This is a genomic window from Enterococcus sp. DA9 (assembly GCF_008000875.1).
GTDB lineage: Bacteria > Bacillota > Bacilli > Lactobacillales > Enterococcaceae > Enterococcus_B > Enterococcus_B lactis.
Genome location: NZ_CP042839.1, coordinates 763833 through 789281, shown reverse-complemented (window position 1 = coordinate 789281; position 25449 = coordinate 763833). Strand labels below are relative to the sequence as shown.

At 38.5% G+C, this 25449-nt stretch carries 22 protein-coding genes; 6 read left to right on the top strand and 16 right to left on the bottom strand.

Annotation, left to right across the window (positions count from 1 at the left end; all coding sequences use genetic code 11):
- Nucleotides 1-358: 358 nt before the first annotated feature.
- Nucleotides 359-880, bottom strand: coding sequence for an HdeD family acid-resistance protein (locus FTX43_RS04605; protein ID WP_002309892.1), 522 nt, complete (start codon nucleotides 878-880; stop codon nucleotides 359-361).
- 249 nt (nucleotides 881-1129) lie between these two features.
- On the opposite strand from FTX43_RS04605, the gene FTX43_RS04600 reads away from it, so the two are divergent.
- The gene (locus tag FTX43_RS04600) at nucleotides 1130-2752 is read left to right on the top strand and encodes an ABC-F family ATP-binding cassette domain-containing protein (RefSeq protein ID WP_147606800.1); all 1623 of its coding nucleotides are present in this window, start codon (nucleotides 1130-1132) and stop codon (nucleotides 2750-2752) included.
- A gap of 128 nt (nucleotides 2753-2880) precedes the next feature.
- On the opposite strand, the gene FTX43_RS04595 is transcribed toward FTX43_RS04600, so the two are convergent.
- From FTX43_RS04595 to dnaA, 14 genes are all read right to left on the bottom strand, one after another.
- Complete coding sequence (locus FTX43_RS04595) at nucleotides 2881-3744, bottom strand: DegV family protein (protein ID WP_002316532.1); 864 nt, start codon at nucleotides 3742-3744, stop codon at nucleotides 2881-2883.
- Between the two features lie 543 nt (nucleotides 3745-4287).
- Entirely contained in the window at nucleotides 4288-5580 is a 1293-nt protein-coding gene (locus tag FTX43_RS04590) for an adenylosuccinate synthase (protein WP_002309895.1), read from the bottom strand.
- A gap of 423 nt (nucleotides 5581-6003) precedes the next feature.
- The gene (gene dnaB / locus FTX43_RS04585; protein ID WP_002288373.1) at nucleotides 6004-7371 is read right to left on the bottom strand and encodes a replicative DNA helicase; all 1368 of its coding nucleotides are present in this window, start codon (nucleotides 7369-7371) and stop codon (nucleotides 6004-6006) included.
- 274 nt (nucleotides 7372-7645) lie between these two features.
- On the bottom strand, nucleotides 7646-8098 hold the full coding sequence (rplI, locus tag FTX43_RS04580) for a 50S ribosomal protein L9 (protein ID WP_002288372.1): 453 nt from the start codon (nucleotides 8096-8098) through the stop codon (nucleotides 7646-7648).
- Nucleotides 8099-8103: 5 nt separating this feature from the next.
- Entirely contained in the window at nucleotides 8104-10077 is a 1974-nt protein-coding gene (locus tag FTX43_RS04575) for a DHH family phosphoesterase (RefSeq protein ID WP_002313920.1), read from the bottom strand.
- Nucleotides 10078-10218: 141 nt separating this feature from the next.
- Nucleotides 10219-10455 (bottom strand): 30S ribosomal protein S18, encoded by a 237-nt coding sequence (rpsR, locus tag FTX43_RS04570; RefSeq protein WP_002288370.1) that lies wholly within the window; start codon nucleotides 10453-10455, stop codon nucleotides 10219-10221.
- 25 nt (nucleotides 10456-10480) lie between these two features.
- Nucleotides 10481-10993, bottom strand: coding sequence for a single-stranded DNA-binding protein (gene ssb / locus FTX43_RS04565; RefSeq protein WP_002288368.1), 513 nt, complete (start codon nucleotides 10991-10993; stop codon nucleotides 10481-10483).
- A gap of 50 nt (nucleotides 10994-11043) precedes the next feature.
- Nucleotides 11044-11343: a 30S ribosomal protein S6 gene (gene rpsF / locus FTX43_RS04560; protein ID WP_002288366.1), complete on the bottom strand. Its 300-nt coding sequence runs from the start codon at nucleotides 11341-11343 to the stop codon at nucleotides 11044-11046.
- Between the two features lie 531 nt (nucleotides 11344-11874).
- Entirely contained in the window at nucleotides 11875-14346 is a 2472-nt protein-coding gene (gene gyrA / locus FTX43_RS04555) for a DNA gyrase subunit A (protein ID WP_147606798.1), read from the bottom strand.
- A gap of 19 nt (nucleotides 14347-14365) precedes the next feature.
- Nucleotides 14366-16312 (bottom strand): DNA topoisomerase (ATP-hydrolyzing) subunit B, encoded by a 1947-nt coding sequence (gyrB, locus tag FTX43_RS04550; protein ID WP_002288364.1) that lies wholly within the window; start codon nucleotides 16310-16312, stop codon nucleotides 14366-14368.
- Nucleotides 16309-17433, bottom strand: coding sequence for a DNA replication/repair protein RecF (gene recF, locus FTX43_RS04545; protein ID WP_002309899.1), 1125 nt, complete (start codon nucleotides 17431-17433; stop codon nucleotides 16309-16311). Before recF ends, gyrB begins: the two co-directional genes overlap by 4 nt.
- A complete protein-coding gene (gene yaaA, locus FTX43_RS04540) occupies nucleotides 17420-17662 on the bottom strand; it encodes a S4 domain-containing protein YaaA (RefSeq protein WP_002293125.1) in 243 nt (80 codons plus the stop codon). Before yaaA ends, recF begins: the two co-directional genes overlap by 14 nt.
- 227 nt (nucleotides 17663-17889) lie before the next feature.
- On the bottom strand, nucleotides 17890-19020 hold the full coding sequence (dnaN, locus tag FTX43_RS04535; protein ID WP_002293124.1) for a DNA polymerase III subunit beta: 1131 nt from the start codon (nucleotides 19018-19020) through the stop codon (nucleotides 17890-17892).
- Nucleotides 19021-19217: 197 nt separating this feature from the next.
- Complete coding sequence (dnaA, locus tag FTX43_RS04530; protein WP_002293122.1) at nucleotides 19218-20552, bottom strand: chromosomal replication initiator protein DnaA; 1335 nt, start codon at nucleotides 20550-20552, stop codon at nucleotides 19218-19220.
- Nucleotides 20553-21073: 521 nt separating this feature from the next.
- Between dnaA and rpmH the strand changes: the two genes are divergently transcribed.
- From rpmH to jag, 4 genes are all read left to right on the top strand, one after another.
- Nucleotides 21074-21208, top strand: coding sequence for a 50S ribosomal protein L34 (gene rpmH, locus FTX43_RS04520; protein WP_002293121.1), 135 nt, complete (start codon nucleotides 21074-21076; stop codon nucleotides 21206-21208).
- A gap of 117 nt (nucleotides 21209-21325) precedes the next feature.
- Nucleotides 21326-21682 carry a ribonuclease P protein component gene (rnpA, locus tag FTX43_RS04515; RefSeq protein ID WP_002293120.1) on the top strand — a complete coding sequence of 119 codons (357 nt, stop codon included), beginning with the start codon at nucleotides 21326-21328 and terminating at the stop codon, nucleotides 21680-21682.
- Nucleotides 21679-22497, top strand: coding sequence for a YidC/Oxa1 family membrane protein insertase (locus FTX43_RS04510; RefSeq protein ID WP_002309900.1), 819 nt, complete (start codon nucleotides 21679-21681; stop codon nucleotides 22495-22497). Before rnpA ends, FTX43_RS04510 begins: the two co-directional genes overlap by 4 nt.
- A gap of 17 nt (nucleotides 22498-22514) precedes the next feature.
- Entirely contained in the window at nucleotides 22515-23273 is a 759-nt protein-coding gene (gene jag / locus FTX43_RS04505; RefSeq protein ID WP_002320644.1) for an RNA-binding cell elongation regulator Jag/EloR, read from the top strand.
- 168 nt (nucleotides 23274-23441) lie between these two features.
- Here the strand turns inward: jag and FTX43_RS04500 are convergent, their stop codons facing one another.
- A complete protein-coding gene (locus FTX43_RS04500; RefSeq protein WP_002335102.1) occupies nucleotides 23442-23780 on the bottom strand; it encodes a hypothetical protein in 339 nt (112 codons plus the stop codon).
- Between the two features lie 217 nt (nucleotides 23781-23997).
- Between FTX43_RS04500 and FTX43_RS04495 the strand changes: the two genes are divergently transcribed.
- On the top strand, nucleotides 23998-25332 hold the full coding sequence (locus FTX43_RS04495; protein ID WP_147606796.1) for a hypothetical protein: 1335 nt from the start codon (nucleotides 23998-24000) through the stop codon (nucleotides 25330-25332).
- The last annotated feature ends 117 nt before the right edge of the window (nucleotides 25333-25449 follow it).

Genomic DNA, 25449 nt, shown 5'->3' with positions numbered 1-25449 from the left:
TTATTACCGAGAAGCAGCAGGTGGAGCACCGTGTATCAAGAGGTTGTGAAAAAGCTGCCCTGCATCAAGTAATAGGAACAGCCAAACAAAAATAGCTCGTCATATTTTTTCGTTTGGTTGGGCTTATTACCGCAGATGCAAACTTTTGAACACCGTATATCAAGAGGTTGTGATAACTGCGGTATGTTTCAAGTATTAAGATAAAATTTATGCATATTGCTTTTCACATTTTTGCATAAATTTTTCTCGACACCTAAAGATTACCTCGTGCATATTTGTCCATGATAAAAAAGCCAGCTACCAATTGCAACAGTCAAACTGTTACCGGAAGCTGGCTTTTTTATTTGTTTGATTTCACTTATCTAAACGCATAGACGATATGTGTGATGCCGAATAACATAAAATAGAACCCAACTAAAAAGCTTAATGTCAACGCAGAAGAAATTGGATTAAACAATAAGAAAATTCCTAATAAAATTCCTAAAATATTGACGATGATCGTAAACCAATAATAACCTTCACTTACTCCTCTTGCCAAGTCAGCAGTAAATAACGCTAAAACGGAATCAGCAATAAACCATACTGCAAAAACAAAAGGTAATGCTGCGACTCCTGCACCAATATTGAATAAGAAAAAGACGCCAACTAGAATATCGATGATCCCGATTATTAAGGGCATTTTTCCTTTATATCCTGTTAGCTCTTTTAATCTGTTACGTACAAACAGTTCAAATATCCCTTTAATAAATGCAAAAATCGCAAAGACTACTACAATTGCAACTAAATTTCCGACAGGGTCTTGAAATGATAACAATGAGACAAGTACAAATAAAATTCCCAAAATCAATGAGCCCCAGTCGATGGTTCTTTTTTCATCCATTTTCTATCCTTCTTTCATTTCTTTTACAGTTTTATAGTACTCCTTCTTATAAATAACGTCAAAAATTATGCTGTTTCAAACTAAAAAATCCTATAGCAGCTATTTCTACTCCTCTTTTATGTTTATTTTCTTCATTCTGTTTCACGTGAAACACAAAGAATGTTCGATTGCCTTGAATCTTTTACCTTTCCCCTATATAATTCTATAAGACTTGTCAAAAACTAATAATGATAAAAGTGAGGAAAAAAATTGATTACTGTAAATGATGTGAGTTTGCACTTTTCAGACCGCAAACTATTTGATGATGTGAATATTAAATTTACCCCCGGAAACTGCTATGGCTTGATTGGTGCAAATGGTGCAGGTAAATCAACGTTCCTTAAAGTGTTATCAGGGGATCTGCAGCCTTCCACAGGTTCCGTTACTATGGGACCAGATGAACGGATGGCCGTATTGAAACAGAACCATTACGACTATGAAGACTATACTGTACTTGAAACAGTCATCATGGGACACAAGCGTCTGTATGAAGTGATGAAAGAAAAAGATGCAATTTACATGAAAGAAGATTTCACTGACGAAGATGGTATTCGAGCAGCTGAATTAGAAGGAGAATTTGCTGAGCTTAATGGATGGGAAGCAGAACCAGAAGCAGCTGTTTTACTGCAAGGACTGAACATCCCTGAAGAATTGCACCATCAGCAAATGAGTGAATTGACTGGCGGACAAAAGGTAAAAGTGTTGTTAGCACAAACACTATTTGGTAAACCTGATGTTCTTTTACTAGACGAACCAACAAACGGTCTGGATATCCAATCGATCAATTGGTTGGAAGAATTTTTGATTAATTTTGAAAATACTGTGATCGTTGTCTCCCATGACCGTCACTTTTTGAACAAAGTATGTACACATATGGCGGATCTGGATTTTGGTAAAATCAAACTTTATGTAGGAAATTATGATTTTTGGTTGGAATCTAGTCAATTAGCGGCTAAACTCCAAGCGAATGCAAATGCCAAAAAAGAAGAACAAATCAAAGAGCTCCAAGAATTCATTGCTCGCTTTAGTGCGAATGCATCAAAATCAAAACAAGCAACTTCACGTAAAAAAATGCTTGAAAAAATTACTTTGGACGATATCCAGCCTTCTTCTAGACGTTACCCATTCGTTGGATTCAAACCTGAACGTGAGATCGGAAACGACTTATTGCAGGTAGAAAATGTAAGTGTAACGATTGATGGAAAGAAAATCTTAGATGATATATCTTTTAATTTAAGCAAAGAAGACAAGGTTGCTTTTGTCGCAGAAAATGATATAACAACAACAACGCTATTCAAAGTTATAATGGGTGAAATTACACCAGATACTGGAACAGTACGTTGGGGAGTAACAACCAGTCATTCTTATTTACCAAAGGATACAACGAAAGAATTCGACACGGATCTAACGATTTTAGACTGGTTGCGCCAATATGCAAGTAAAGAAGAAGATGACAACACCTTCTTAAGAAGTTTCTTAGGAAGAATGCTGTTTTCTGGTGAAGAAGTATTGAAACCAGTAAATGTTTTATCTGGTGGAGAGAAAGTCCGTTGTATGCTCTCAAAAATGATGCTTTCGAAAGCTAACATACTTGTATTAGACGATCCAACGAACCATTTAGACTTAGAATCAATCACCGCATTGAATGATGGCTTGATGGCATTTACTGGCTCGATCCTGTTTGCCTCTCATGACCATCAATTTATCCAAACATTGGCAAACCGTATCATTGCTGTTTCAGATAAAGGTGTGATTGATCGGGCTGATACGACATATGATGAATTCTTGGAAAACACAGATATTCAAAAACAATTGAACGAGTTATGGGCGTAACGACCTATTTAGCTTAAAAAACAAAAAAACAGCGACCTCTAAGAGATAGAATGCTCATCTATCTTTTAAGAGTCGCTATTTTTGTTACATTCAAATCCTAGGCATTTTTACAGAATGAGTTACTGCTTTTATCGACTGATTCCCATCGAAAAAATCGCGATACAGCCATAGCCTGTGTGACTGGCGATCGTTGGTCCTAAGGGATAAAGCTTGACATCTTTCATCTTTATCTGCTCTTCCAAAAGCCGTTTTGCCTTCTCCGCGCTCTCTAGATCCCCAGCGTAAGCCACATAAACGATTTGATCAAGTGGCGCAACGATTGTTTTTACTGTCTCATTGACGATTGTCTGGATCGACTTGTTCCTTCCGCGAACTTTGTCAACATTCGTCAGCCTTCCTTCTTTATCTACCGTAATAATAGGCTTTACACTCAATAGACTGCCCAGAGTAGCACTTGCTTTGGAAATCCTACCGCCTCGTTCTAGATACTTCAAATCGTCTACAGTTACCCATGAATGGACTTTCAAATAATTTTTTTCCAGCCACTCTAAGGTTTCTTCGATACTTTTCCCTTCTTTTTTCAATCTTGCAGCTTCCAATACTAAAAGCCCTTCCCCGATACTTGCAGCTTTTGTATCAAAAACATAGATCTCAGGGTCTTCATATTCTTCCTTCAGTAATTCAACAGCTTGAAGCGCACTGCTGTAAGAGCCGCTTAATCCACTGGAAAAAGCCACATATAAGACAGGAATCTGTTTTTCCGCATAAGAACGGAAAAATTCTAAATATCGGCCAACATTGATTTGTGATGTCGTAGGCATCGCACCATTTTTCAGCTGATTCATGTAGCGGTCATAATTGAATGTCTTTCCGAGATCATCTACTAACTCTTGATCATTCAATTGGAGATTCATTGATAAAAAATCAATTTTTTCTTCTGCTAATACATGGTATGGCAGATCACAACAAGAATCTGTTACAATTTGATACACATTTTTCAACCCCTTCTCGTTACATTTTACCCTTATCGTCTATTATAGCAAATCTCTTGCGCTAGACACACTTTAACCGGTTTATTTTCGCAAGTTCTAATCAAAATAAGAGGTTGTGACAGAAGTGGTCAGCTTCAAGAAATAAGAAGGAATTTACGAAAATTGCTTCTTAAATTTTTGTGGAATTTCGGCTTATTTCCGTAGAAGCTACTTCTGGACCACCGTGAATAAGAGGTTGTGAAATCAGCGTTTTGACCTGAGTATTAGAGAAAAAAACGGAAAAATAGTTCCTCATATTTTGCCGTTTGTTGAGCGAATACCGAGGGTCAGCTGATTGAACACCGTTTAAGGAAGAGGTTGTGAAAAAGCTGCTCTGCATCAAGCAGTAAGAACAATCAGATAAAAATAGCACTCCATATTTTTCATCTGATTGGGCTTAGTGCCGTAGATGCAAGCCTTTGAACACCATTTATTATTATCGTATAGATAAACACTTCGACTCGCTCTGGTAAGAACGTCCTGATTCAGTCGTCGTTTTTATCCTTAGATTTGCGCCCAGACGCTTTCTAAGATGTTTGTTTGTGTTCTATCAGGTCCGACAGAAAATGTTGAGATACGTACACCAACAAGCTCTGAGATACGACGTACATAGTTACGTGCGTTTTCTGGCAGTTCTGCAAGTGTTTTGCATCCTGTAATATCTTCTGACCAGCCTGGCAATTCTTCATAGATTGGTTTGCAACGGTTCAACTCTTTCAAGCTTGCTGGATAGTGGTAGATTAGTTCGCCATCTAATTCATAAGCCGTGCAAATTTTTACGGTTTCCAATCCACTTAATACATCGATTGAGTTTAAAGATAGGTTGGTAATACCTGAAACCCGTTTAGAATGGCGCATAACTACAGAATCAAACCAACCGACACGACGAGGACGTCCAGTTGTCGTACCGTATTCTCGTCCTACTTTGCGGATTTGTTCTCCTGTTTCATCAAATAGTTCAGTTGGAAATGGTCCATCACCGACACGTGACGTATAGGCTTTGCAGACGCCGACGACTTTATTGATTTTTGAAGGTCCTACACCGCTTCCGATTGTAACACCACCGGCTACTGGATTAGAAGAAGTAACAAAAGGATAGGTTCCTTGGTCGATATCCAACATGACTCCTTGTGCCCCTTCAAACAACACTCGTTTACCTGCATCTAAGGCGTCATTCAAGATAACCGAAGTATCTGTGACGTATTGTTTGATTTGTTGACCATATTCATAATATTCTTCAAAAATATCGTCAAAATCAAGTGGTTCTGAATCGAACATTTTTACAAATTGACGGTTTTTGTCATCTAGATTCAAACGAAGTCGTTCTTCAAAAATTTCTTTATCCAATAAGTCTGCGATACGGATACCTACACGAGCGGCTTTATCCATATAAGCTGGTCCGATTCCTTTGATCGTTGTACCGATTTTGTTTTCACCTTTCGCATCTTCTTGTAATTGGTCCAATTTGATATGATAAGGCAAGATTACGTGTGCGCGGTCAGAAATACGCAGATTACTTGTTTCTACACCTTTTTCATGTAAATAAGCTAATTCTTTGACCAATGATTTAGGATTGACTACGACGCCATTTCCAATCACACTGATCTTGTCTTTATAAAAAATCCCAGAAGGAATCAAATGCAGTTTATAAGTCACACCGTTGAATTTGATTGTGTGCCCTGCATTGTCGCCACCTTGGTACCGTGCAATCACTTCAGCATTTTCACTGAGAAAGTCTGTGATTTTTCCTTTCCCTTCATCGCCCCATTGCGTACCTACTACTACTACAGATGACATGTGAACACCTCGTTCTATATTATTTAATCCTGAACCATTGTATCAATAATAGATACATAATTCAAATAAAATCGAATGATTTTTATTTTTATTTTATAAAAACGCTTAAAAAACGAACTTTTATCGTTTTAGAATGATTGTTAAAAAAGAGGTTGTAACAGAAGTGGTCAACTTCAAGAAATAAGAAGGAATGTACGAAAATTGCTTCTCAAATTTTTGTGGCATTTCGGCTTATTTCCGAAGAAGTTACTTCTGGAACACCGTTTATTCGGAAAAAGGGACTGTGACAAGACTTTTGTCACAATCCCTTTGGAAATCTGTTTTAATTAAGTGCTCTAGTCACTTTTGCAGTTACTCGTCGCATCTTATACGAGTGCTCTTGGTCATTGCGCAAGGCTGAACGCTGCTTCCACAACCTCTTCTTTAAAATTCTTCTCTTGGCGAAAGCGACGAAAATTTATTGTATTCTTTGATAAACAGCAGTTCAACTGTTCCTCGCGCACCGCTTCGGTTCTTCTCGATGATGACTTCGATGACGTTGTCATTTTTTGGCTCATTTCCATCATCGTCATCTCCGCCTTCTCTTTCATAATAATCATCCCGATACAAGAAGGCTACGATGTCCGCATCTTGTTCGATTGATCCGGATTCACGAATATCACTTAGTACTGGACGTTTGTCTTGTCGCTGTTCTACTCCACGAGACAACTGCGACAGAGCAATGACAGGTACTTTCAGTTCTTTTGCCAGTTTTTTCAGTTGGCGAGAGATATCTGATACTTCTTGTTGACGGTTTTCTTTACCGTTACCTTCAATCAACTGCAAATAATCGATTAATATCAAGCCTAGGTTGCCTTTTTCTTGCGCTAGTTTCCGACATTTCGCGCGGATCTCAGAGATCTTGATCCCTGGTGTATCGTCGATGAAAATATTTGCTCGAGAAAGACTTCCCATCGCAACGATTAGATTCGACCATTCTTCTTCCGAAAGCTGACCTGTACGCAAATGGCTGGCTTCAATCGAACCTTCTGCACAAAGCATCCGATTTACAAGAGATTCCGCCCCCATTTCCAGACTGAATATCGCAACAGAACGATCTGTTTTGGTTCCTACATTTTGAGCAATATTCAATGCGAACGCAGTTTTACCTACCGCCGGACGAGCAGCCAGAATGATTAGTTCTTCGGGCTGGAAACCTGCTGTCATTTTGTCCAGACCTTGATAGCCAGTTGGTAGGCCTGTGATTTCTTCATTATTTTGAGCTAGTCGATCGATATTTTCAATCGTTGAGTTCAGTACTTCAGCAATGGATAAAAAGCCGCTTCGATTTCTTTTTTCCGAAACCTCCAAGATACTGCGTTCTGCATCATCTAAGATCGTCTGAACTTCTTCTCCTTGCTCGAATCCTTTTGTAACGATACCCGTTGCTGTCTGGATCAATGTACGCAATAATGATTTTTCTTCAACGATTTTTGCATAGTAGACGATATTTGCTGCTGTCGGAACTGCTAAAGCCAAATCTGATAGGTAACTTAAACCACCGGCATCTTCTAACAAATTTGCTTGTTCTAGTCGGTCTTTAACAGTAACAACGTCAATCGCTTCATTACGATCATTCAACTCGATCATTGTCTCAAAAATAATTTGATGGCCGCGACGATAAAAGTCTTTTGGCTCTATGTACTCCATGGCATCAATGATCGTTTCTGCATCAAGAAAAACAGAGCCTAGAACCGCTTGTTCAGCTTCAATATTTTGCGGTGGGATTCGATCCTGCCACACTTCATTCATACGTATCGCTCCTTGTCTTCAATTGCTTCATTTTACAAGAAAATGATGGAAAAGTCATCATTCGCATCGAAAGTATCCTAAAAAAATAGCTCTCTTTTATTATACTCGTTTTCTTCATGCTATTTTACTATTCTCAAAAAAGAAACCGAAATCAATCTGAAATCGATATGCAGCTTGTGCTTTTGTTGCTACAGCTGCTTTTCTCAGATAAATTTCGGTTTGTCTTTTCTCCTTCTGGTTCTTCTTACCAGCTGAACATCACTATCAAAACTTGTTATTCTTGTACGACATGAACTTTGATCGTAGCCGTCACCTCATGATGCAACTTCACAGGTACGTTTGTGTAGCCTAGTGAACGGATTGGGTTTTCTAGTTCGATTTTTCGTTTATCTAATTTGATTTTGTATTGTTTGTTTAGCCCTTCAGCAATTTGTTTTGAAGGAATCGATCCAAACAAACGGCTGTCTTCCCCTGCTTTTGCTTTTAACTCGACTACCGTATCTTCTTTTTCCAAGAATTCTTTTAATTTTTTAGCTTCTTCCAAGATTTCAGCTTCGTGTTTTTCTTGGGCTTTCTTCTGTCCAGCTAACTGACTGATACTACTTTTCGTTGCTTCTTTTGCCAAGTTATTTTTGATTAGATAATTTTGTGCATAACCTGCTGGAACTTCTTTGATGTCCCCTTTTTTACCTTTTCCTTTTACGTCTTGTAAAAAAATTACTTTCATTTGGATTACTCCTTATCATATATTTGATTCATATTTTCTTTGATTGCAGCAAAAAGCTTCTGTTTTGTTTCTTCAACTGTCGTATTCTCCAGTTGAGTAGCTGCATTTGTGAAGTGTCCTCCACCACCTAAGGATTCCATGATGATTTGGACATTGATCGTACCGGTACTTCGGGCACTGATCCCAATCAATCCGTCTGTCCGCTTCGTAATGACGAAAGCTGCGTTGATATTGATCATCGAAAGCAGTGTATCTGCTGTTTTTGCCGCTATGACACTATTATACTCTTTTTCATCTGTTCCTGCCGCCACAACAATATCAGAAGTCACATACTCGCTTCCAGCAATCAAATGACTGATTTCCAAGTATGTCGCTAAGTCCGAGCTCAATAAATATTGTACTAAGGATGCGTCTGCTCCACAAGACCTTAAATAGCTGGCAACATCAAAAGTTCGTGCAGTTGTACGAACATTGAAACTATTCGTATCTACAACCATCCCTGCAAGTAATAGTGTGGCCTCAAAGCGATCTAAGCGATTCGTTTTGCTGCTTTGGTATTGGATCAGCTCAGAAACTAGCTCTGAAGCGGAAGAGGCTGAAGATTCGATATAAGTCAGCAAAGGCTTGCTTGGAAACTCTTCCCCTCGGCGGTGATGATCAATGATCACGATCTTATCAAATTGCTCATATAGGCTCTGAGAGATCGATAGAGAAGGTTTATGATAATCCACCATCACGAGGAGGTCTTCATCTTTTTTCAGCTCTATGGCGCGTTCTGGAGAGATCAATTGCATTTCTAATTCTGGATGTTTATGGATTTCTTCGAGACAACGTTCTACATCTGGAATGATTTCGTTCTCGTTGATAACGATATAAGCCTTTTTCTGGTTGAAGCGTGCAAGACAACTGACACCAAAAGCAGAGCCTAAAGCATCCATATCCGGAAATTTATGTCCCATGATGAACACATCGCCTGTTTCATCAAAAATCCGGCGCAAAGCAGTACTCATCGCTCGAGAACGGACACGCGTGCGTTTGACATTCTTAGCTGATTTACCGCCATAATAAACAGGTTTCGCACCTTCTTTTACCTCTTTCACGACAACTTGGTCGCCTCCGCGGACTAGAGCAACATCTAAATTGTTCTGAGCTTCTCCACCGATTTCATCGAGGGATCTTGCGCCATAAGCAATCCCCATACTCAAGGTGACAGGCGAGCTCTGTTTTTCAGCTTCTGCTCGAAAGCGGTCCAACAAATCAAATTTTTTATCCATCATCTTTTTCAAATCGATCATCTGCGCGACGAAGAAAAACCGTTCTGCGTTGATTCTTTTGAAAAAGACATGGTATTCATTCATCCAGTCAGAAACTAGTGTAGTGACGAAAGAGTTCAAATAAGAAATCTCTTTATCATCCAATTTATCAATAGCATCTGCATAGTTATCAATAGATAAAATACCGATTACTGGCTGACTGTTCGCCTGATGAAGTTTCAACAACTGGTTTTGGGTGATATCATTAAAATAAACGACACCCTTTACTGTATCCATATCAAACTGAAATGTTTTATCTGCTAGATAGACTTGGTTTTTCTTTTTTTCTTTTGCAGTAAAAAAAGTATCTAACAATTCTTCCTCTGTTAATCCACTTTGATCTTTGACTTTCAATGCTAAAGGATTGAGCCATTCGATTTTTTGGCTTGATGGCTGATAAGCAATCACTCCTACAGGCATGACTTCTGAGACATAAGCCAGATTTGTTTCGGCTACGGTCGAAGCCTGCTGGATTTTTTCACGTTTATTTAAAATAAGCCAGCGTTTCATTTTCAACCAATAGCGAACGCCCCATAAATTCATCAAAAGAATGACCAAAGCGCTAACAAAACGAAATGGTAAAATTAAGACTACCAATACTTCGATTAGTATAAACAGGATAAGGAAGAGAGGTTTTGGGGATAAATGATTGTTTTTATTTTCCATAATTTTCCTCCCATATATGACTAACTTGATTTTACCATAACTTTCGTCATTCAAGCGACTAAACGAATATCGGTTATTTTTACAGAAAAAAAGAATTGAATAGCTGATCAAAAGGATCAGTCATTCAATTCCTCGGATTTATTAGTCTTCGCTAACGAAAGGTAGCAAGCCCATGATACGTGCGCGTTTGATTGCAACAGTAATTTTACGTTGGTTTTTAGCGCCTGTACCAGTTACACGACGTGGCAAGATTTTACCGCGTTCTGAAATAAATCTTTTTAGTAATTCGATATCTTTATAATCGATATATTCAATATGGTTAGCAGCAATGTAATCTACTTTACGACGTTTACGTCCGCCTCTTCTTTGTTGTGCCATTCTATTTCCCTCCTATCAAATTCGTTTAGAATGGTAAATCATCATCTGAAATGTCGATCGTTGAACTTGAGCCGAATGGGTCAGAAGTATCACGGTCGAAATCAGGCATACCGTTGGATGATTGAGATGTTTGATTAGAGTTATTGTTTCCGCCAAATCCGCCAGCTGATTGACCAGAACTTTGGAATCCGCCGCTTTGTTGGCGATTTTCAGATGCAGAACGACTTTCCAGCAATTGGAAGTTGTCAGCTACTACTTCTGTCACGTATACACGTTGTCCTTGCTGATTATCATAAGAACGAGTTTGGATACGTCCAGTAACACCTAAAAGTGTTCCTTTACGAGCATAGTTTGCTAAAGTTTCTGCTGATTTGCGCCAAATCACACAGTTGATAAAATCAGCCTCGCGATTGCCGCTTTGGTTTGTAAAATTACGATTCACAGCCAAAGTAAATGTTGCGACTGCCGTACCACTTGCTGTGTAACGCAAATCTGGATCTTTCGTCAGACGTCCAACTAATACAACATTATTAATCAAAATAGTCATCTCCTCTCATCGTTTTTCTATTGTTTCACATGAAACAACAATTAAGCTTCTTCTTTAACAATCATGTGACGAATGATGTCGTCGTTGATTTTAGCAAGACGGTCAAATTCATTGACAGCATTTGCTGATGATGGAGAAGATACTTTAACGATGTGATAGATACCTTCACGGTAACCGTTCATTTCATAAGCGAAACGGCGTTTTTCCCAATCTTTTGATTCGATAACTTCTGCTCCGTTATCTTTCAAGATTGCATCGAAACGTTCGATTAAAGCAGTTTTTGCTTCTTCATCAATGTTTGGACGAATAATGTACATGATTTCATATTTCGTGTTTTCCATTGATATTCACCTCCCTGTGGACTTTCGGCTCTTAGGTTCCTAAGAGCAAGGAGAGTTATCTAATTAATTAGACTACTCACAAGCTTTGATTATACACTCTATTTTGGTCAAAAGCAATACAGAATAAACAGTTTCAAATATTTTAAGAGAAATTCAATTAATCAAAAAAGCAAGCAAGGGAACTGTGACAAAAGTCTTGTCGCAGTTCCCTTTTTTCGAATAAACGGTGTTCTCCTGCCAACTCCTCGGTCACAAGTCACAATATTCAACAAACATGAGAAGCTATTTTTTTGAAATTGCTCCTTGTGACTCAGAGTGAAACGGCAGACTCACGACCTCTTCCTTAAACGGTGTTCAAAAGCTTGCATCTATGGCACTAAGCCCAATCAGATGAAAAATATGGAATGCTATTTTTGTCTGATTGTTCTTACTGCTTGATGCAGAGCAGCTTTTTCACAACCTCCTACACGGTGTTCCAGAAGTAACTTCTGTCACAACCTCTTTGCTAACTTAAACACTTCATCTTTATGATTATTCTTCTGTTGCTTGCTCTTCAACTGTTTGTTCTACCGCTTCTGGCTCGACTGCTGCCATTGTGACGACTTTCGTATCAGCTTCCATCTTCATCAAACGTACACCCAATGTTGAACGTCCAGTTTGAGAAACAGTCGATACGTTGAAACGGATAATCACACCTTTATCTGTAATCAGCATGATGTCTTCATCTCCAGAAACAGTGGTCAATCCGGCTAGTGGACCATTTTTTTCAGTGATATTCGCCGTTTTGATTCCTTTACCTCCGCGGCCTTTCACTGGATATTCCGATACTTTGGTCCGTTTTCCGTAACCTTTTTCTGTAATCACTAGTACTTCTTGGTCTTCCTTCATCAGGGCTGCCCCAACAACGTAGTCTTCCTCACGCAAACGTATCCCTCTGACGCCGGAAGCTGTACGTCCCATATCGCGGACTGCTTCCTCTTTGAAGGTCACAGAGTAGCCGTTATGTGTGCCAATGATGATATTTGACTGTCCATCTGTCAATAGAACATTGACTAATTCGTCATCTTCTTTCAAACCAATTGCAATCAGACCATTGCTTCGGATGTTAGCGAAAGCAGTGACAGACGTACGTTTAACTGTACCTTGACGCGTCGTAAAGAAGAGGTAGTGGCCTTCTTCTGCTTCTCCCGTCACCGCAATAATTGCTTGGATGCTTTCACTCGAGTCGATACCCAGCAAATTGATGATTGGGATACCTTTGGCTGTACGTCCGTATTCTGGAATTTCGTATCCTTTTGCCCGATACACTTTTCCGTTATTCGTAAAGAATAACAATGTATCATGGGTAGAACAAGAAACTAGATTCTTGACGAAGTCGTCATTGTGGATACCCATTCCTTGGACACCACGCCCGCCTCTTCGTTGAGCTCTGAATTCATTATTTGCCAAACGTTTGATATAACCATTGTTTGTCAGTGTAATAACGATTTCTTCTTCTTCAATCAAATCTTCATCTTCTAGACTTAAGACCTCACCGACTAGTAATTCTGTGCGTCGTTTATCACCAAATCGTTGATTCAAGTCTGCTAATTCATTCTTGATGATTTCTGTGACACGTTCGGGTCTTGCCAGAATGTCAGTCAAATCTTCAATCAGTTTCAATAGTTCTTGGTATTCATTTTCGATTTTTTCCCGTTCCAAACCGGTCAATCGACGCAAACGCATATCTAAGATAGCTTGTGATTGGCGATCGGATAAATCGAACCGTTCGATCATTGTTGCTTTTGCTTCGTCATCTGATTTAGACCCGCGGATAATCGCAATGATTTCATCGATATGATCCAAAGCAATACGCAAACCTTCTAAGATGTGTGCTCTTGCTTCTGCTTTTTCTTTTTCAAAGACCGTCCGTCGTGTGATGACTTCGCGTTGATGTTCGATATAGTTTTCAAGGATTTGTTTCAAACTTAAAACTTTCGGCACGCCTTTTTCGATGGCCAACATATTGAATCCGAATGAATTCTGCAAGGATGTCAATTTGTATAAGTTATTCAAAATAACTGATGCGCTGGCGTCACGACGAACGTCAATGACAATTCGCATGCCTTCACGGGAAGATTCATCCCGCAAATCCGTGATTCCTTCGATACGCTTGTCTCTGTGCAACTCAGAAATCCGTTCAATCAATTTGGCTTTATTGACCATATAAGGTAATTCCGTCACGAGGATCCGTTCTTTGCCATTTGGCATCTCAGTGATCTCAACTTTTGCACGTACGGTAATAGAACCTTTACCTGTTTCATACGCTCTTCGGATTCCTGATTTTCCCATGACCAAACCACCTGTTGGAAAATCTGGTCCAGGTAATACTTCCATCAATTCATTGGTCGTCACATCAGGATTATCCATCAGCAAATCGATAGCCGCTACTACCTCAGATAAATTATGAGGTGGGATATTCGTTGCCATACCCACGGCTATCCCCGTCGTTCCGTTCACCAAAAGATTGGGGAAGCGAGCAGGTAATACAACGGGTTCTTTTTCTGTGTCATCATAGTTGCTTTGGAAATCAACAGTGTTCTTATTGATATCACGCAGCATTTCTGTAGCGATTTTACTCATCCGTGCTTCGGTATAACGCATAGCAGCGGCACCGTCACCGTCAACAGAACCAAAGTTTCCATGGCCATCCACTAGCATATAACGGTAGCTAAATGGCTGCGCCATCCGTACCATTGACTCATAGATCGCACTATCCCCATGAGGATGGTATTTACCCATGACATCTCCGACGATTCTGGCAGATTTTTTATGGGCTTTATCCGGTGTCACACCTAATTCGTTCATGCCGTATAAAATACGGCGATGAACGGGTTTCAGACCATCTCTGACATCAGGCAGTGCACGTGCGACAATAACACTCATCGCATAATCGATGAAGGAGTCTTTCATTTCGCTGGTTAGATTGACATCATGGATGTTTTCTCTGATTTCTTCACTCATTCTTTTTCCTCCTTCATGATTAAATATCTAAGTTCTTCACGTAATGTGCATTTTCCTCGATGAATGCACGACGAGGCTCTACTCGATCCCCCATCAACATTTCAAATATCTGGTCTGCCGCAATAGCATCGTCCACGCTGACGCGGGCCATCATTCGATTACTTGGGTCCATAGTTGTTTCCCATAGTTGATGATCATCCATTTCTCCAAGCCCTTTATACCGCTGAACACTTGGTTTTGGTGAAGCAGGAAGTGAAGCAACGACTTGTTTCAACTCTTCTTCTGCATTCTTTCCTGGTTGTACATACGTGATATTCTTCCCTTGTTTTACCCCGTATAAAGGCGGCTGAGCAATATAGACATAACCAGCTTCAACAATTGGACGCATGTAACGGTAAAAAAGAGTCAGCAGCAATGTACGGATATGCGCACCATCAACATCGGCATCAGTCATGATCACTAATTTATGATAACGAGCTTTCGATACATCGAAATCTTCTCCAAACCCTGTACCCATAGCGGTAAATAAAGACCGGATCTCTTCATTTGCCAAGATCTTGTCCATACTTGCTTTTTCAACATTCAAGATTTTCCCACGAATAGGCAAGATAGCTTGAAATTCTCGATTACGACCTTGCTTAGCTGATCCGCCGGCCGAATCTCCTTCGACGATGAACAATTCGCATTTTTCAGGATCGTTGCTAGAGCAGTCTGCTAATTTTCCTGGCAGATTACTGATCTCTAAAGCACCTTTACGTCTCGTTACTTCACGCGCACGTTTCGCTGCTAGACGAGCTCTGGAAGCTAATAATCCTTTTTCAACGATTTGACGGCCCACACTTGGGTTTTCTAGCAAGAATTTCATGAAATGCTCGCTAAATAACCGATCAGTGACTGTCCGTACTTCGGAATTGCCCAATTTTGTTTTTGTTTGTCCTTCGAATTGAGGGTCAGGATGCTTGATAGAAATAACAGCTGTCAATCCTTCTCGCACGTCTTCACCAGTCAAGTTGTCATCATTTTCTTTCATCAGCTTTTGTTTTCGAGCATAATCATTGATTACCCGAGTTAATGCAGTCTTGAATCCTGATTCATGTGTTCCGCCTTCATACGTATGGATATTGTTGGCAAAACTCATGATATTGGAATGGTAGCCGTCTGTATATTGCATAGAGACTTCAACTGCGATATCTTGCTGCTCACCTTCCAAATATACAGGTTCTGGGAAAATCACGGTTTTGTTTGCATTCAAGTATTCGACATAACTTTTGATCCCGCCATCATAATGGTATTCATTGATGACTGGTTCTTCTTCTCGTTTGTCCTCAATCGAGATACGCATCCCGCGGTTCAAGAAAGCTAGTTCACGGATTCGGGTAGCCAATTTTGAAAAATCAAACTCAGTTGTCTCTGTAAAAATTTCAGGATCTGGCGTAAAGTGAACCGTTGTTCCATGGCGATCCGTTTGTTCAATGATCTTTAAGTCGTCCACTACAGCTCCACGACGATACTCTTGATAGTACACATTTCCTTCTTTGTATACTTTGACATCAAGTTGCGTAGAAAGTGCGTTTACGACGGAAGATCCCACTCCATGAAGACCACCGGAAACTTTGTATCCGCCACCGCCAAATTTTCCTCCAGCATGTAAAACAGTAAAGACCGTTTCAACTGCAGGACGTCCGGTTTTTGCTTGGATATCTACTGGTATCCCCCGTCCATCGTCAATAACAGTGATACTGTTGTCTTTTTCTATAATCACATGGATTTTCGTTGCAAAACCTGCTAATACTTCATCGATCGAATTATCGACGATTTCCCAAACAAGGTGATGCAGACCTTCAGAACTAGTCGAACCGATATACATGCCAGGTCGTTTACGAACGGCTTCAAGTCCTTCAAGTACTTGAATCTGACTGGCATCATATTCTTTAGCGCGTTCTACTAAACTTCTTTCTTCTGTCATTCAGTTTCTTCTCCTTTTAGTTTCCCTTGTCGAACATAAAAAATCTCAGGTTCAACAGTCATTTTATTTTTTACATGGTCAAGTGTCGTCGTTGTTAAGAACGTTTGAACTTTTCCTTCGATTGTTTCCAGCAGATGGAGCTGACGATTATCATCCAGCTCGCTCATCACATCATCTAATAATAGGATTGGATATTCCCCTGTCTCTTCTTTGATCAAATCAATTTCTGCTAATTTGACACTTAGAGCAGTCGTTCTTTGCTGTCCTTGCGATCCATAAGTCTGCACGTTTTTTTGATTAATAAAAAAGGAAAGATCGTCACGGTGAGGACCAACTGTCGTCGTTCCCCGAAAAAGGTCTTTCTTTTTGTTTTGATTCAAAAGTGCGAGAAATTGTTCTTGGATTTGTTCTTGCGTATGTGTTTCTAAAGAATCGACTGCGGTGAGATACTCGATTTCCAGCTGCTCTTTATGATGTGTGATTTGCTGATGTAAAGAATTAGCCCAAAACTCCAATCGCTTGATGAACTGTGCTCTTGCTTTCAATACTTTGCTACCAAACGCTGCTAGTTGTTCGGACAAAATATCCAAATAAAGCAAATCAGTTTGTTTTTTTTCATTCAATTGCTTCAAATACTGGTTTCTTTGCTTCAAAATCGCTTGGTATTGGACAAGATCATAAAGATAAATTGGATTGATCTGACCTAATTCCATATCTAAAAATTTCCGCCTGATCTGCGGGCTGCCTTTTACTAACGAAAGATCCTCTGGTGCAAATAAAATGACATTCATTTGTCCCACGTAAGTACTTAACTTTTTTTGTTCGATATGGTTGATCTTGGTTTTTCGGCCTTTTTTAGATAATAAGATTTCTAATGGGAGAGTGGATGAACCTTTTGCGATCTCTCCTTGGATCATTGCCTGATCGTCATTCCAACCAATCAATTCCTGCTCACTACTTGTCCGATGGCTTCGCGTCATAGCCAATACATAGATACTTTCCAAAAGATTTGTTTTTCCCTGCGCATTTTCACCTAAAAAAATGACCAGATTCTTGGAAAATTCGATGTTCAGCTCTTCGTAATTTCGATAATTTTTTAAATACAGCTTATTCAGCCTCATTATCGTCGTTTCCTTTTTTTACCATAAAAAAAGTTCCTACTTCTGGAACTTCAACCATCATACCGGGATAAAGCTTGCGTCCACGACGATTTTCCGGCTCGCCATCGACTAACACAGTGTTTTCTGCCAAATACCATTTTGCTTGTCCGCCACTACCGATAACGGTGGCTTCTTTCAGCATTTGACCCAACGTCATGAATTCCGTATTTAGAATGACTTGTTGTTTCAATGTCCATCCCTCATTTTCATTATTAAAAGTATACTCTATTATACCTTTTTTTCCGCAATAAAACAAATTTATCCATATATTTTTCCATATAAGACGATTTAATCTAAAAAAGGTGATTTAGACAAAAATAAACAGAAAGCCTTAAAAGAGATTTTAGGGCCTTCTGTTTAAATTTTATTTTTTCTAATTCTTTTCAATTAAATTTTCAATATCTTTGAAAATCTTTGTTAATTTGTACGTACAGGAGTAATCAATTGGATAAATTGAACGCCATCTTCCGTTGGTTCCAACGTGAATGGTCGAATAGCGGAAATAAATTTTACTTTGATACTCATATCTCCAAATGCACGCAACGCTGCTTTCATATAATCCGGGTTGAAAGAAATCTCCAATGGATCGCCACTGCTTGCTGTATAGCTCAAGCTTTCTTCTACTTTCCCGATTTCTGGAGAATTTCCGTATAAAACAACCGCATCTGGACGAATGGATAAACGAACGATATTGTTGCGGCCTTCATGAGAAAGTAAAGAAGCACGTTCGATTGCTGCTAGAAAGCTAGGAACAGAAAATTCGACCTCTGTATTAAAGCTTGATGGGATCAAACGATTGGTATCAGGATAGTTTCCTTCTAGCAAGCGGGAATAGAAATACATTGTTTCCGTTTTAAACAAGACTTGGTTTTCCATAATGCTGATTTCGACGATTTCTTCTTCATTTGTCAATGAGCGAGACAATTCGATCAAACTTTTCCCGGGAATAACAATATCAAAATGATCAGCCGTTTGTTCTACTGGGATCACCCGTTGACTTAGACGGTGAGAGTCGGTAGCTACAGCCAATAAAGAATGATCAGATAAAATAAAATGCACACCCGTCAAGATTGGACGGCTCTCATGCTGTGAAACAGCAAAAACTGTTTCGTTGATTAGTTTAGTCAATACGTGTACTGGTAATTTCATCTGGTTATGACTTTCGACAACAGGAAGATGAGGATAATTATCTGCATCTAATCCATTCACGATAAAATTCGCTTTTCCAGAAGTGATCGCTACTTGTTTATTTTCTAATACTTCTAAAGTAAATGTTTCTTCAGGAAGTCTTCGAATGATTTCGCTAAAGAAACGAGCTTGTAAAACAATTGATCCGGTAGATTCGATTTGCATATTTGCTTTTTCGTTTTCAACAGACAAAAAAGTTTCAATTGATATATCAGCGTTGCTCCCTGTCAAAGTCAAACCTTCTTGTGTCAGTGTGATTTTTACACCTGTCAAAATAGGGATAGTGGTTTTGCTTGAAATAGCTCGTTGAACAGTTTGCAATTCCTGCATAAAGCTAGCTCGGTTTAAAGTAACTTTCATGATGTATCTCCTTTGAATGTTTGTTTATTTATTATTAGTTAAAAAGAATAATAAAAGTAATAGGGCATGTTGATTCTGTGGAAAACTCAAAAAACGCAAGAGAGAAACGAAAAAACAGCTGTGGAAAAAGTGTGTATAACTTTTGCTTGTTTTTTTCTTTTATCCACATGCTATTTTCAGTTGGTAGAATCGACAAATTAATTTAGTAAAAAGTTTTTGATTTCTGATACTTCATTTTGCATGCTGACACTAGAATCCATCAGCTGCTGGATTTTCTCATGGGCATGGATAACCGTTGTATGGTCCTTGCCACCGAATTCAGCACCAATTTTCGGTAAAGAATTATCTGTGAGCTCACGTGCCAAGTACATAGCGATTTGTCTAGGAACAACAATAGATTTGACGCGTTTCTTTCCTTTGAGATCTTTCAATTGGATGTGATAATACTTTGCCACTTCTTCTTGGATCTGCAAAATCGACAATTGAGGATGTCCTTTTCCTGACTTTAACGTTTTCAGCGCATCTGCAGCTAGACTAGTCGAAATATCTTCACTATTCATTGCAGCAAAAGCCTGTACTCGAACAAGTGCCCCTTCTAATTCACGAATATTAGAATCAATTTGTCCTGCGATATAGCTCAGCGTGTCATCTGGGATCTCTAGACGTTCAGCTGCCGCTTTTTTACGCAAAATCGCTGTTCTTGTTTCAAGATCCGGTGGCGTAATATCAACAGAGAGCCCCCATGCAAAGCGAGAAACAAGGCGTTCTTGTAGTTTCGGAATCTCGTTTGGCAACCGATCACTGGTTAGAACGATTTGTTTACCCTCATTGTACAAGGCATTGAAAGTATGGAAAAACTCCTCTTGCGTAGCTTCTTTTTCTGCGAAAAATTGAATATCATCTACTAATAGTAAATCAACATTTCGATATTCTTGACGGAATTCTTCTGCTGTTTTGTTTTGGATCGAATTGATGAAATCATTAGCAAAAGTTTCACTGCTTACATATTTTACTTTGGCATTAGGCTGACTTTGCAGCATTTGATGACCGATGGCATGCATCAAGTGAGTCTTACCAAGTCCTACGCCTCCATAAAAGAAGAGCGGGTTATAAATAGAACCTGGATCTTCTGCTACAACGAGCGCTGCTGCATGAGCCATCTGGTTTCCTTTACCAATGACAAACGTATCAAAGGTATATTTAGGATTCAGCATGGCTTTTTTTAGCGGGCTAGGTGCCGCAACTTTTGGATTTTTTTCTTCTACAACTTCTTCTTGCTCTGCTTCTTCGCCAGTAATAAAGCGAGGGATAATCTCATTTCCTGATAACATATAACCGACTTCAACGATTTTTGTTGCCAGGTTTTTTTCCCAATATTCTTTATGAATCTTGCTAGGAACCTCAACAACGAGCTGGTTTTGATCAAGAGTTCGAGGGTTCGCTGTTTCAATCCATGTATTATAGCTAGCAGGCGATAAATCCTTTTGGTATGTTGCTTTTAATTCATTCCATAAAGCATCGAGGGATACCATATAAGGCCTCCTCCTTCATTAAAAAGTGAATAACTAGTACTAATTTAGCATTTTTTTTAATAGTTTTCCACAGAAACCGAAGAAAAAAATTTTTTAATTACAATTATCCACACAATCGACAAATAAAAAAAGAGAAAAACACAGCTGTCAAAAAAAGTTTTCCACACCACTAATGCACAGGTGGACAACTTGTAAAAATCACTAGATTTCCTCCTGTACCTGTGGATAACAAATGTATATTTATCAATGGTTTAGGGACGAAATGCACAGGGAAACGTCTGGTTGTGGATTACTTTTTTTACACGTGTGTTTTCTGTGTAAAAGTACCTCGTTATTATTTGTGGATAATTCCTGTGCATAACTTTTTCCACATGAGATTCCCATAGAAAAAAATAATCTTGTGGATAAGTTTTGACAATCGATCTTCTATTTTATATTGACAAAATCACTACTTTGTCGTTATACTATCAAAGTATGTCTGTGTTTATAAAATAGATAAGAACATTTTGGAGGTGGAATATATGAAAAGAACATACCAACCAAATAAACGTAAACGTCAAAAAGTTCACGGATTCCGTAAACGTATGAGTACTAAAAATGGACGTCGTGTGTTAGCTAGCCGTCGTCGTAAAGGAAGAAAAGTTCTTTCAGCTTAGGCCACTGGGGTTTCAGTGGTTTTTTTTATACTCTTTTTTAGGGAAATGATGAAAGGACAATCGTAATTATGGTATGATTATGAGCGTAAGTGAGAGATAGAAAAGGAAAGAAAACTAATGAGAAAAGCGTATCGAGTAAAAAAAGAACGAGAGTTTCAAGCCGTGTTTCATACGGGAGATTCTTTTGCTAACCGCAAATTCGTCGTTTACCGTTTGAAAAAACCGGGACAGCCTCATTTTCGAGTTGGTTTATCTGTAGGAAAAAAGGTCGGCAACGCGGTAAGCCGCAATGAAGTCAAACGAAAAATCCGAGCAGCAGTTTATTCTATAAAAGAAGAGATTGATCCGGAGTTGGATTTTATTGTGATTGCTAGACCAAGTGTGAAGGGGCTAACTTATGATGAGGTTCGCTCCAATTTAGTCCACGTCTTAAAACTTGCAAAAATAATCGACAGAGAGGAAAAGAGTAAGTGAAGAAATACAAACGTTTACTTTTGATGGCCGGTATCGTTAGTTTGGTCATCGTCTTATCCGGTTGCGGAACTGGGGAAGTCAGCGCACAAAGTACAGGAATTTGGGATCGTTATATTGTTTATTACTTTGCTGAGGCGATCAAGGCGTTGTCATTTGGTAATGCAGGAATAGGGATCATTTTATTTACATTGATCATCCGTGTAATCTTGTTGCCCCTGATGCATTTCCAAACAAAGAGCATGCGTAAGACACAAGAATTACAACCGAAATTAAAAGCACTGCAGCAACAATATAGTTCAAGAGACCCAGAAACACAAAGTAAATTAAGAGAAGAGCAACAGCGTTTATATGCGGAAAATGGAGTCAATCCATATGCTGGTTGTCTTCCTTTATTGGTACAAATGCCAATCTTGATGGCGTTATGGCAATCTATTTCCCGTGTACCTGAGTTGAAACAAGGTCATTTCTTATGGTTGAACTTAGGGAACGCGGATCCAACATTTATCTTGCCGATTCTAGCAGCAATCTTTACTTTTGCAAGTACGTATTTATCTAGTATGAGTCAAATTGAATCGAATGCATCAATGAAGATCATGAATTTCGTGATGCCTGTAATGATTTTAGTGATGGGTGTCAATTTAGCCAGCGGTCTTTCATTATACTGGGTGGTTTCCAATGCCTTCCAAGTTGTACAAACATTGCTGATCAACAATCCTTTCAAAATTCGAAAAGAACGGGAAGAAGAAGCACGGAAAATCCGCGAAAGAGAACGTGCGTTGAAGAAAGCAATGAATCCTAAGAAAAAACGGAAATAATAGGGGAGGGAATGCTAATGCCGATTTATGAAGCTGCAACAATAGATGAAGCTGTTCAACTAGGTCTAGCTGATTTGGGTTTGACCAAAGACCAAGTTGAAATCGAAATATTGGAAGAAGGAAAAAAAGGTTTCCTAGGAATGGGCCGAAAGAATGCACGGCTTTCGATCCAGCCAAGTATCAGCGAAAAAATTTCTGAAACAGTAGAACAGACGGTAGAAGAGATTTTAGAAGAAGAACCAACAGCTGAGATCGAGGTAGTCAACGAAACGATTCTTGAAGAAAAAACAGAAGAAGTAAGTGAGCTAGGTGATGAAGCAGCTTTAACGGAATTGGCAGTCTATCTTACTGAAATTTCAAAACAACTTGATGCTCCAGCACTTGTTAAAATGGAAAGAGAATCAAATAATATGGTCGTTTTTCATTTAGAAACACAAAAACAAGGGTTACTGATTGGGAAACATGGAAAAACGTTGAATGCACTGCAATATCTGGCACAAGTCTTTATCCATCGTTTAGCAAGAAATAAGCTATCTGTAGTGGTCAATGTAGGCAATTACCGCGAAAAGCGCCAAGAGATTATTCAGCGTTTAGCTGATCGCACGGCTGAAAAAGTAAAACGGACAGGACAGCCTGTTTTCTTAGAACCAATGCCTGCCTTTGAACGTAAACAAATCCATGCGGCATTAAGCAAAGATGAACATGTAAAAACACATTCGGAAGGTGAGGAACCTTATCGTTACTTAGTAGTTGAACCTGCTAAAAAATATTATTGATTCCATTACTTTTTGAATAAATCACGTTGACAAAGTTTTTCAAACCAAGTATATTTTACTAGAAATCATTCTTATCAGAGTATACGATGAAGTAGTCACTAACTTTGATAGAAAAAAGCGGAACGAAACTGTTTTCAGTTTTGCTCCGCTTTTTTTTGTCTATTTCATTTAACCAATCGTCGTTTGGATAAATTGGATCACTGTTCCATAAGCAAAAAGTTCCAGAAAATACTTTCCATCCCGATTTCTTTGCTGATACTCAAAATGACAGTTGATCACCGCATTCGCACCATATTCAAGAACCTTCAACTTTAATTTCCTCTTCGTTGTCAAGAAAAGATCCTCATTGGGAAAAGCTGGGTCAAACAAATCAGCTTCTAAGCATTCTACAACAAAAACGATATCGCGGACGATATATTTTTGATTGATATTTCCTGTAGATAAAACAACATCATTGATCCGAGGATCACTTTCTTCTTTCAATGCATCAGAGTTGAACTGGCTCATTCCTTTTCTCCTTTCAAAAACAAATATTTTAGATAGCGCTCCCATTCTAGTTTACCGTTTTTATGAAGAAAGAAAAAGCATGAATAGAAGAGAAACAATTATTTCTTTATTTTGAAAAAGCTAGAAAATATACAGAAACCACAGATGTTATAATTAATTGGGTATTTCGTAGTCTTAAAAGTTGTTTTACTCAATGAAGGAAGGAAAGGCATATAGAATGAATATATTGACTGAAAAACAAGTAACAGATTTGATCAAATCAGCAAATCGAAAGCGAAATCGTTATTTAAAAAGTGATATCTATGCGCGGGATATGTGCAGTCTTCTTCTACAAAATTGGAATATGCGCGACAATGATACTTTTCTAATAGAAAAGCCTAGTACAACTCCCACGATTGAATTTATGGCAATTTATCAGCAGCTTCTCGATATTCATCCTGAGGAATTCGAAGGACGTGACATCAAAAAAATCAAAGAATCGATTCAAAAAAGTATTTATGGTTCGATCCATACCGAGTTGTTCAGTAACTATATCAATGAATTGAAAAACAATGATCAAGACAGCTTTTTAGTAGTACCTGTTTCATTTTATTATCTAAGTTATAGATCTGCTGATTTCACAAAAAGATCTGATGTTGCAGTGATTATCCAAAAACAAAATAATCAGATAAATGTCCAGATTTATGACAAAGTTCAAATCAGAGCAGTTCGTCCAGATGAATATGCGAAGAAAAAAAATGTTCATAAAAATTCATGGACAAAGGAAGAAATAGCAAAACTAACTCCTATATACACATATGAACTGAGCGATGTTCAATCACTGGTTGACGTTTTACGCATAGGAAGAAATCATTACAATTGGCATGAAAAAGCAGTTCCTTTTCCCAAATATAAGAAGAGTTATTATATTTACAATAAATTAAGTAAGTACGCAACAATAGAAGGATATTCCTCTCATGTAGGGACAATTCAATATGTAAGAGATAACAGCGAAATCAAAAACATGAATGCAGCATTAAAATACATACTAGGAACAAAGTCAGAAATTATTATTGATGGCAAGAAATTCTTTCAAACGAAATACAAAACGTTATCTACGGAACAATTAAATCACACAATAAATGAGCTGATGTTCACGCATTTGAAAAAAATAGGCTATGGACAAGCGACAGAAAATTTCATTAGAAATGCTTATGAAGTCTATAAAGAAGCCAAAAGTCAGCGATCAGCTCTTGATATGATTGACAAAATAGCACATAAATCAGAATGGGGAGGAATCAACAAAAATAATCATTGGATTATCCCGACTGAAATTAGAAAATCCATCGACCATACGCTTTGTTTTTCTTATGGACTGCCTTCTAGCGAAAATAAACAGAAAAGTTGTTATCATTTAACGCCTATTGAAATTCTCTCTGTCAAAATAAAGTGTACGGAATCTAGGCAACAACAACTACACAATATTATCCGAAGAATATCAGTTCCTTCGTTTAGTACGATGGTTGAACGACGAAGAAGACAACAAGAACAAGGTGTTATAAGAGAAGTTTGATAAATAGGTCATTTTTCTTTTTAAAAGAAACGTTAAGATAGCGTTATCCTATTTATTTAGTCTCCCTTTTTTGAAGAAAGATAAATCCTTGCTCATACAGTATTATTCATTTGTTAG

Bases quoted from the DNA above. Each gene is read 5' to 3' on its own strand.
- jag (WP_002320644.1), top strand. From the start codon at position 22,515: ATGCCGATTTATGAAGCTGCAACAATAGATGAAGCTGTTCAACTAGGT.
- gyrB (WP_002288364.1), bottom strand. From the start codon at position 16,312: ATGACAGAAGAAAGAAGTTTAGTAGAACGCGCTAAAGAATATGATGCC.
- rnpA (WP_002293120.1), top strand. From the start codon at position 21,326: ATGAGAAAAGCGTATCGAGTAAAAAAAGAACGAGAGTTTCAAGCCGTG.
- FTX43_RS04590 (WP_002309895.1), bottom strand. From the start codon at position 5,580: ATGTCATCTGTAGTAGTAGTAGGTACGCAATGGGGCGATGAAGGGAAA.
- rpsF (WP_002288366.1), bottom strand. From the start codon at position 11,343: ATGGAAAACACGAAATATGAAATCATGTACATTATTCGTCCAAACATT.
- dnaN (WP_002293124.1), bottom strand. From the start codon at position 19,020: ATGAAAGTTACTTTAAACCGAGCTAGCTTTATGCAGGAATTGCAAACT.
- FTX43_RS04500 (WP_002335102.1), bottom strand. From the start codon at position 23,780: ATGAGCCAGTTCAACTCTGATGCATTGAAAGAAGAAAGTGATCCTCGG.
- rplI (WP_002288372.1), bottom strand. From the start codon at position 8,098: ATGAAAGTAATTTTTTTACAAGACGTAAAAGGAAAAGGTAAAAAAGGG.
- FTX43_RS04605 (WP_002309892.1), bottom strand. From the start codon at position 880: ATGGATGAAAAAAGAACCATCGACTGGGGCTCATTGATTTTGGGAATT.
- rpsR (WP_002288370.1), bottom strand. From the start codon at position 10,455: ATGGCACAACAAAGAAGAGGCGGACGTAAACGTCGTAAAGTAGATTAC.
- dnaB (WP_002288373.1), bottom strand. From the start codon at position 7,371: ATGAATGAAGTGTGGCAGGATCGAATCCCACCGCAAAATATTGAAGCT.
- dnaA (WP_002293122.1), bottom strand. From the start codon at position 20,552: ATGGTATCCCTCGATGCTTTATGGAATGAATTAAAAGCAACATACCAA.
- FTX43_RS04495 (WP_147606796.1), top strand. From the start codon at position 23,998: ATGAATATATTGACTGAAAAACAAGTAACAGATTTGATCAAATCAGCA.
- gyrA (WP_147606798.1), bottom strand. From the start codon at position 14,346: ATGAGTGAAGAAATCAGAGAAAACATCCATGATGTCAATCTAACCAGC.
- FTX43_RS04575 (WP_002313920.1), bottom strand. From the start codon at position 10,077: ATGGAAAATAAAAACAATCATTTATCCCCAAAACCTCTCTTCCTTATC.
- recF (WP_002309899.1), bottom strand. From the start codon at position 17,433: ATGAGGCTGAATAAGCTGTATTTAAAAAATTATCGAAATTACGAAGAG.
- rpmH (WP_002293121.1), top strand. From the start codon at position 21,074: ATGAAAAGAACATACCAACCAAATAAACGTAAACGTCAAAAAGTTCAC.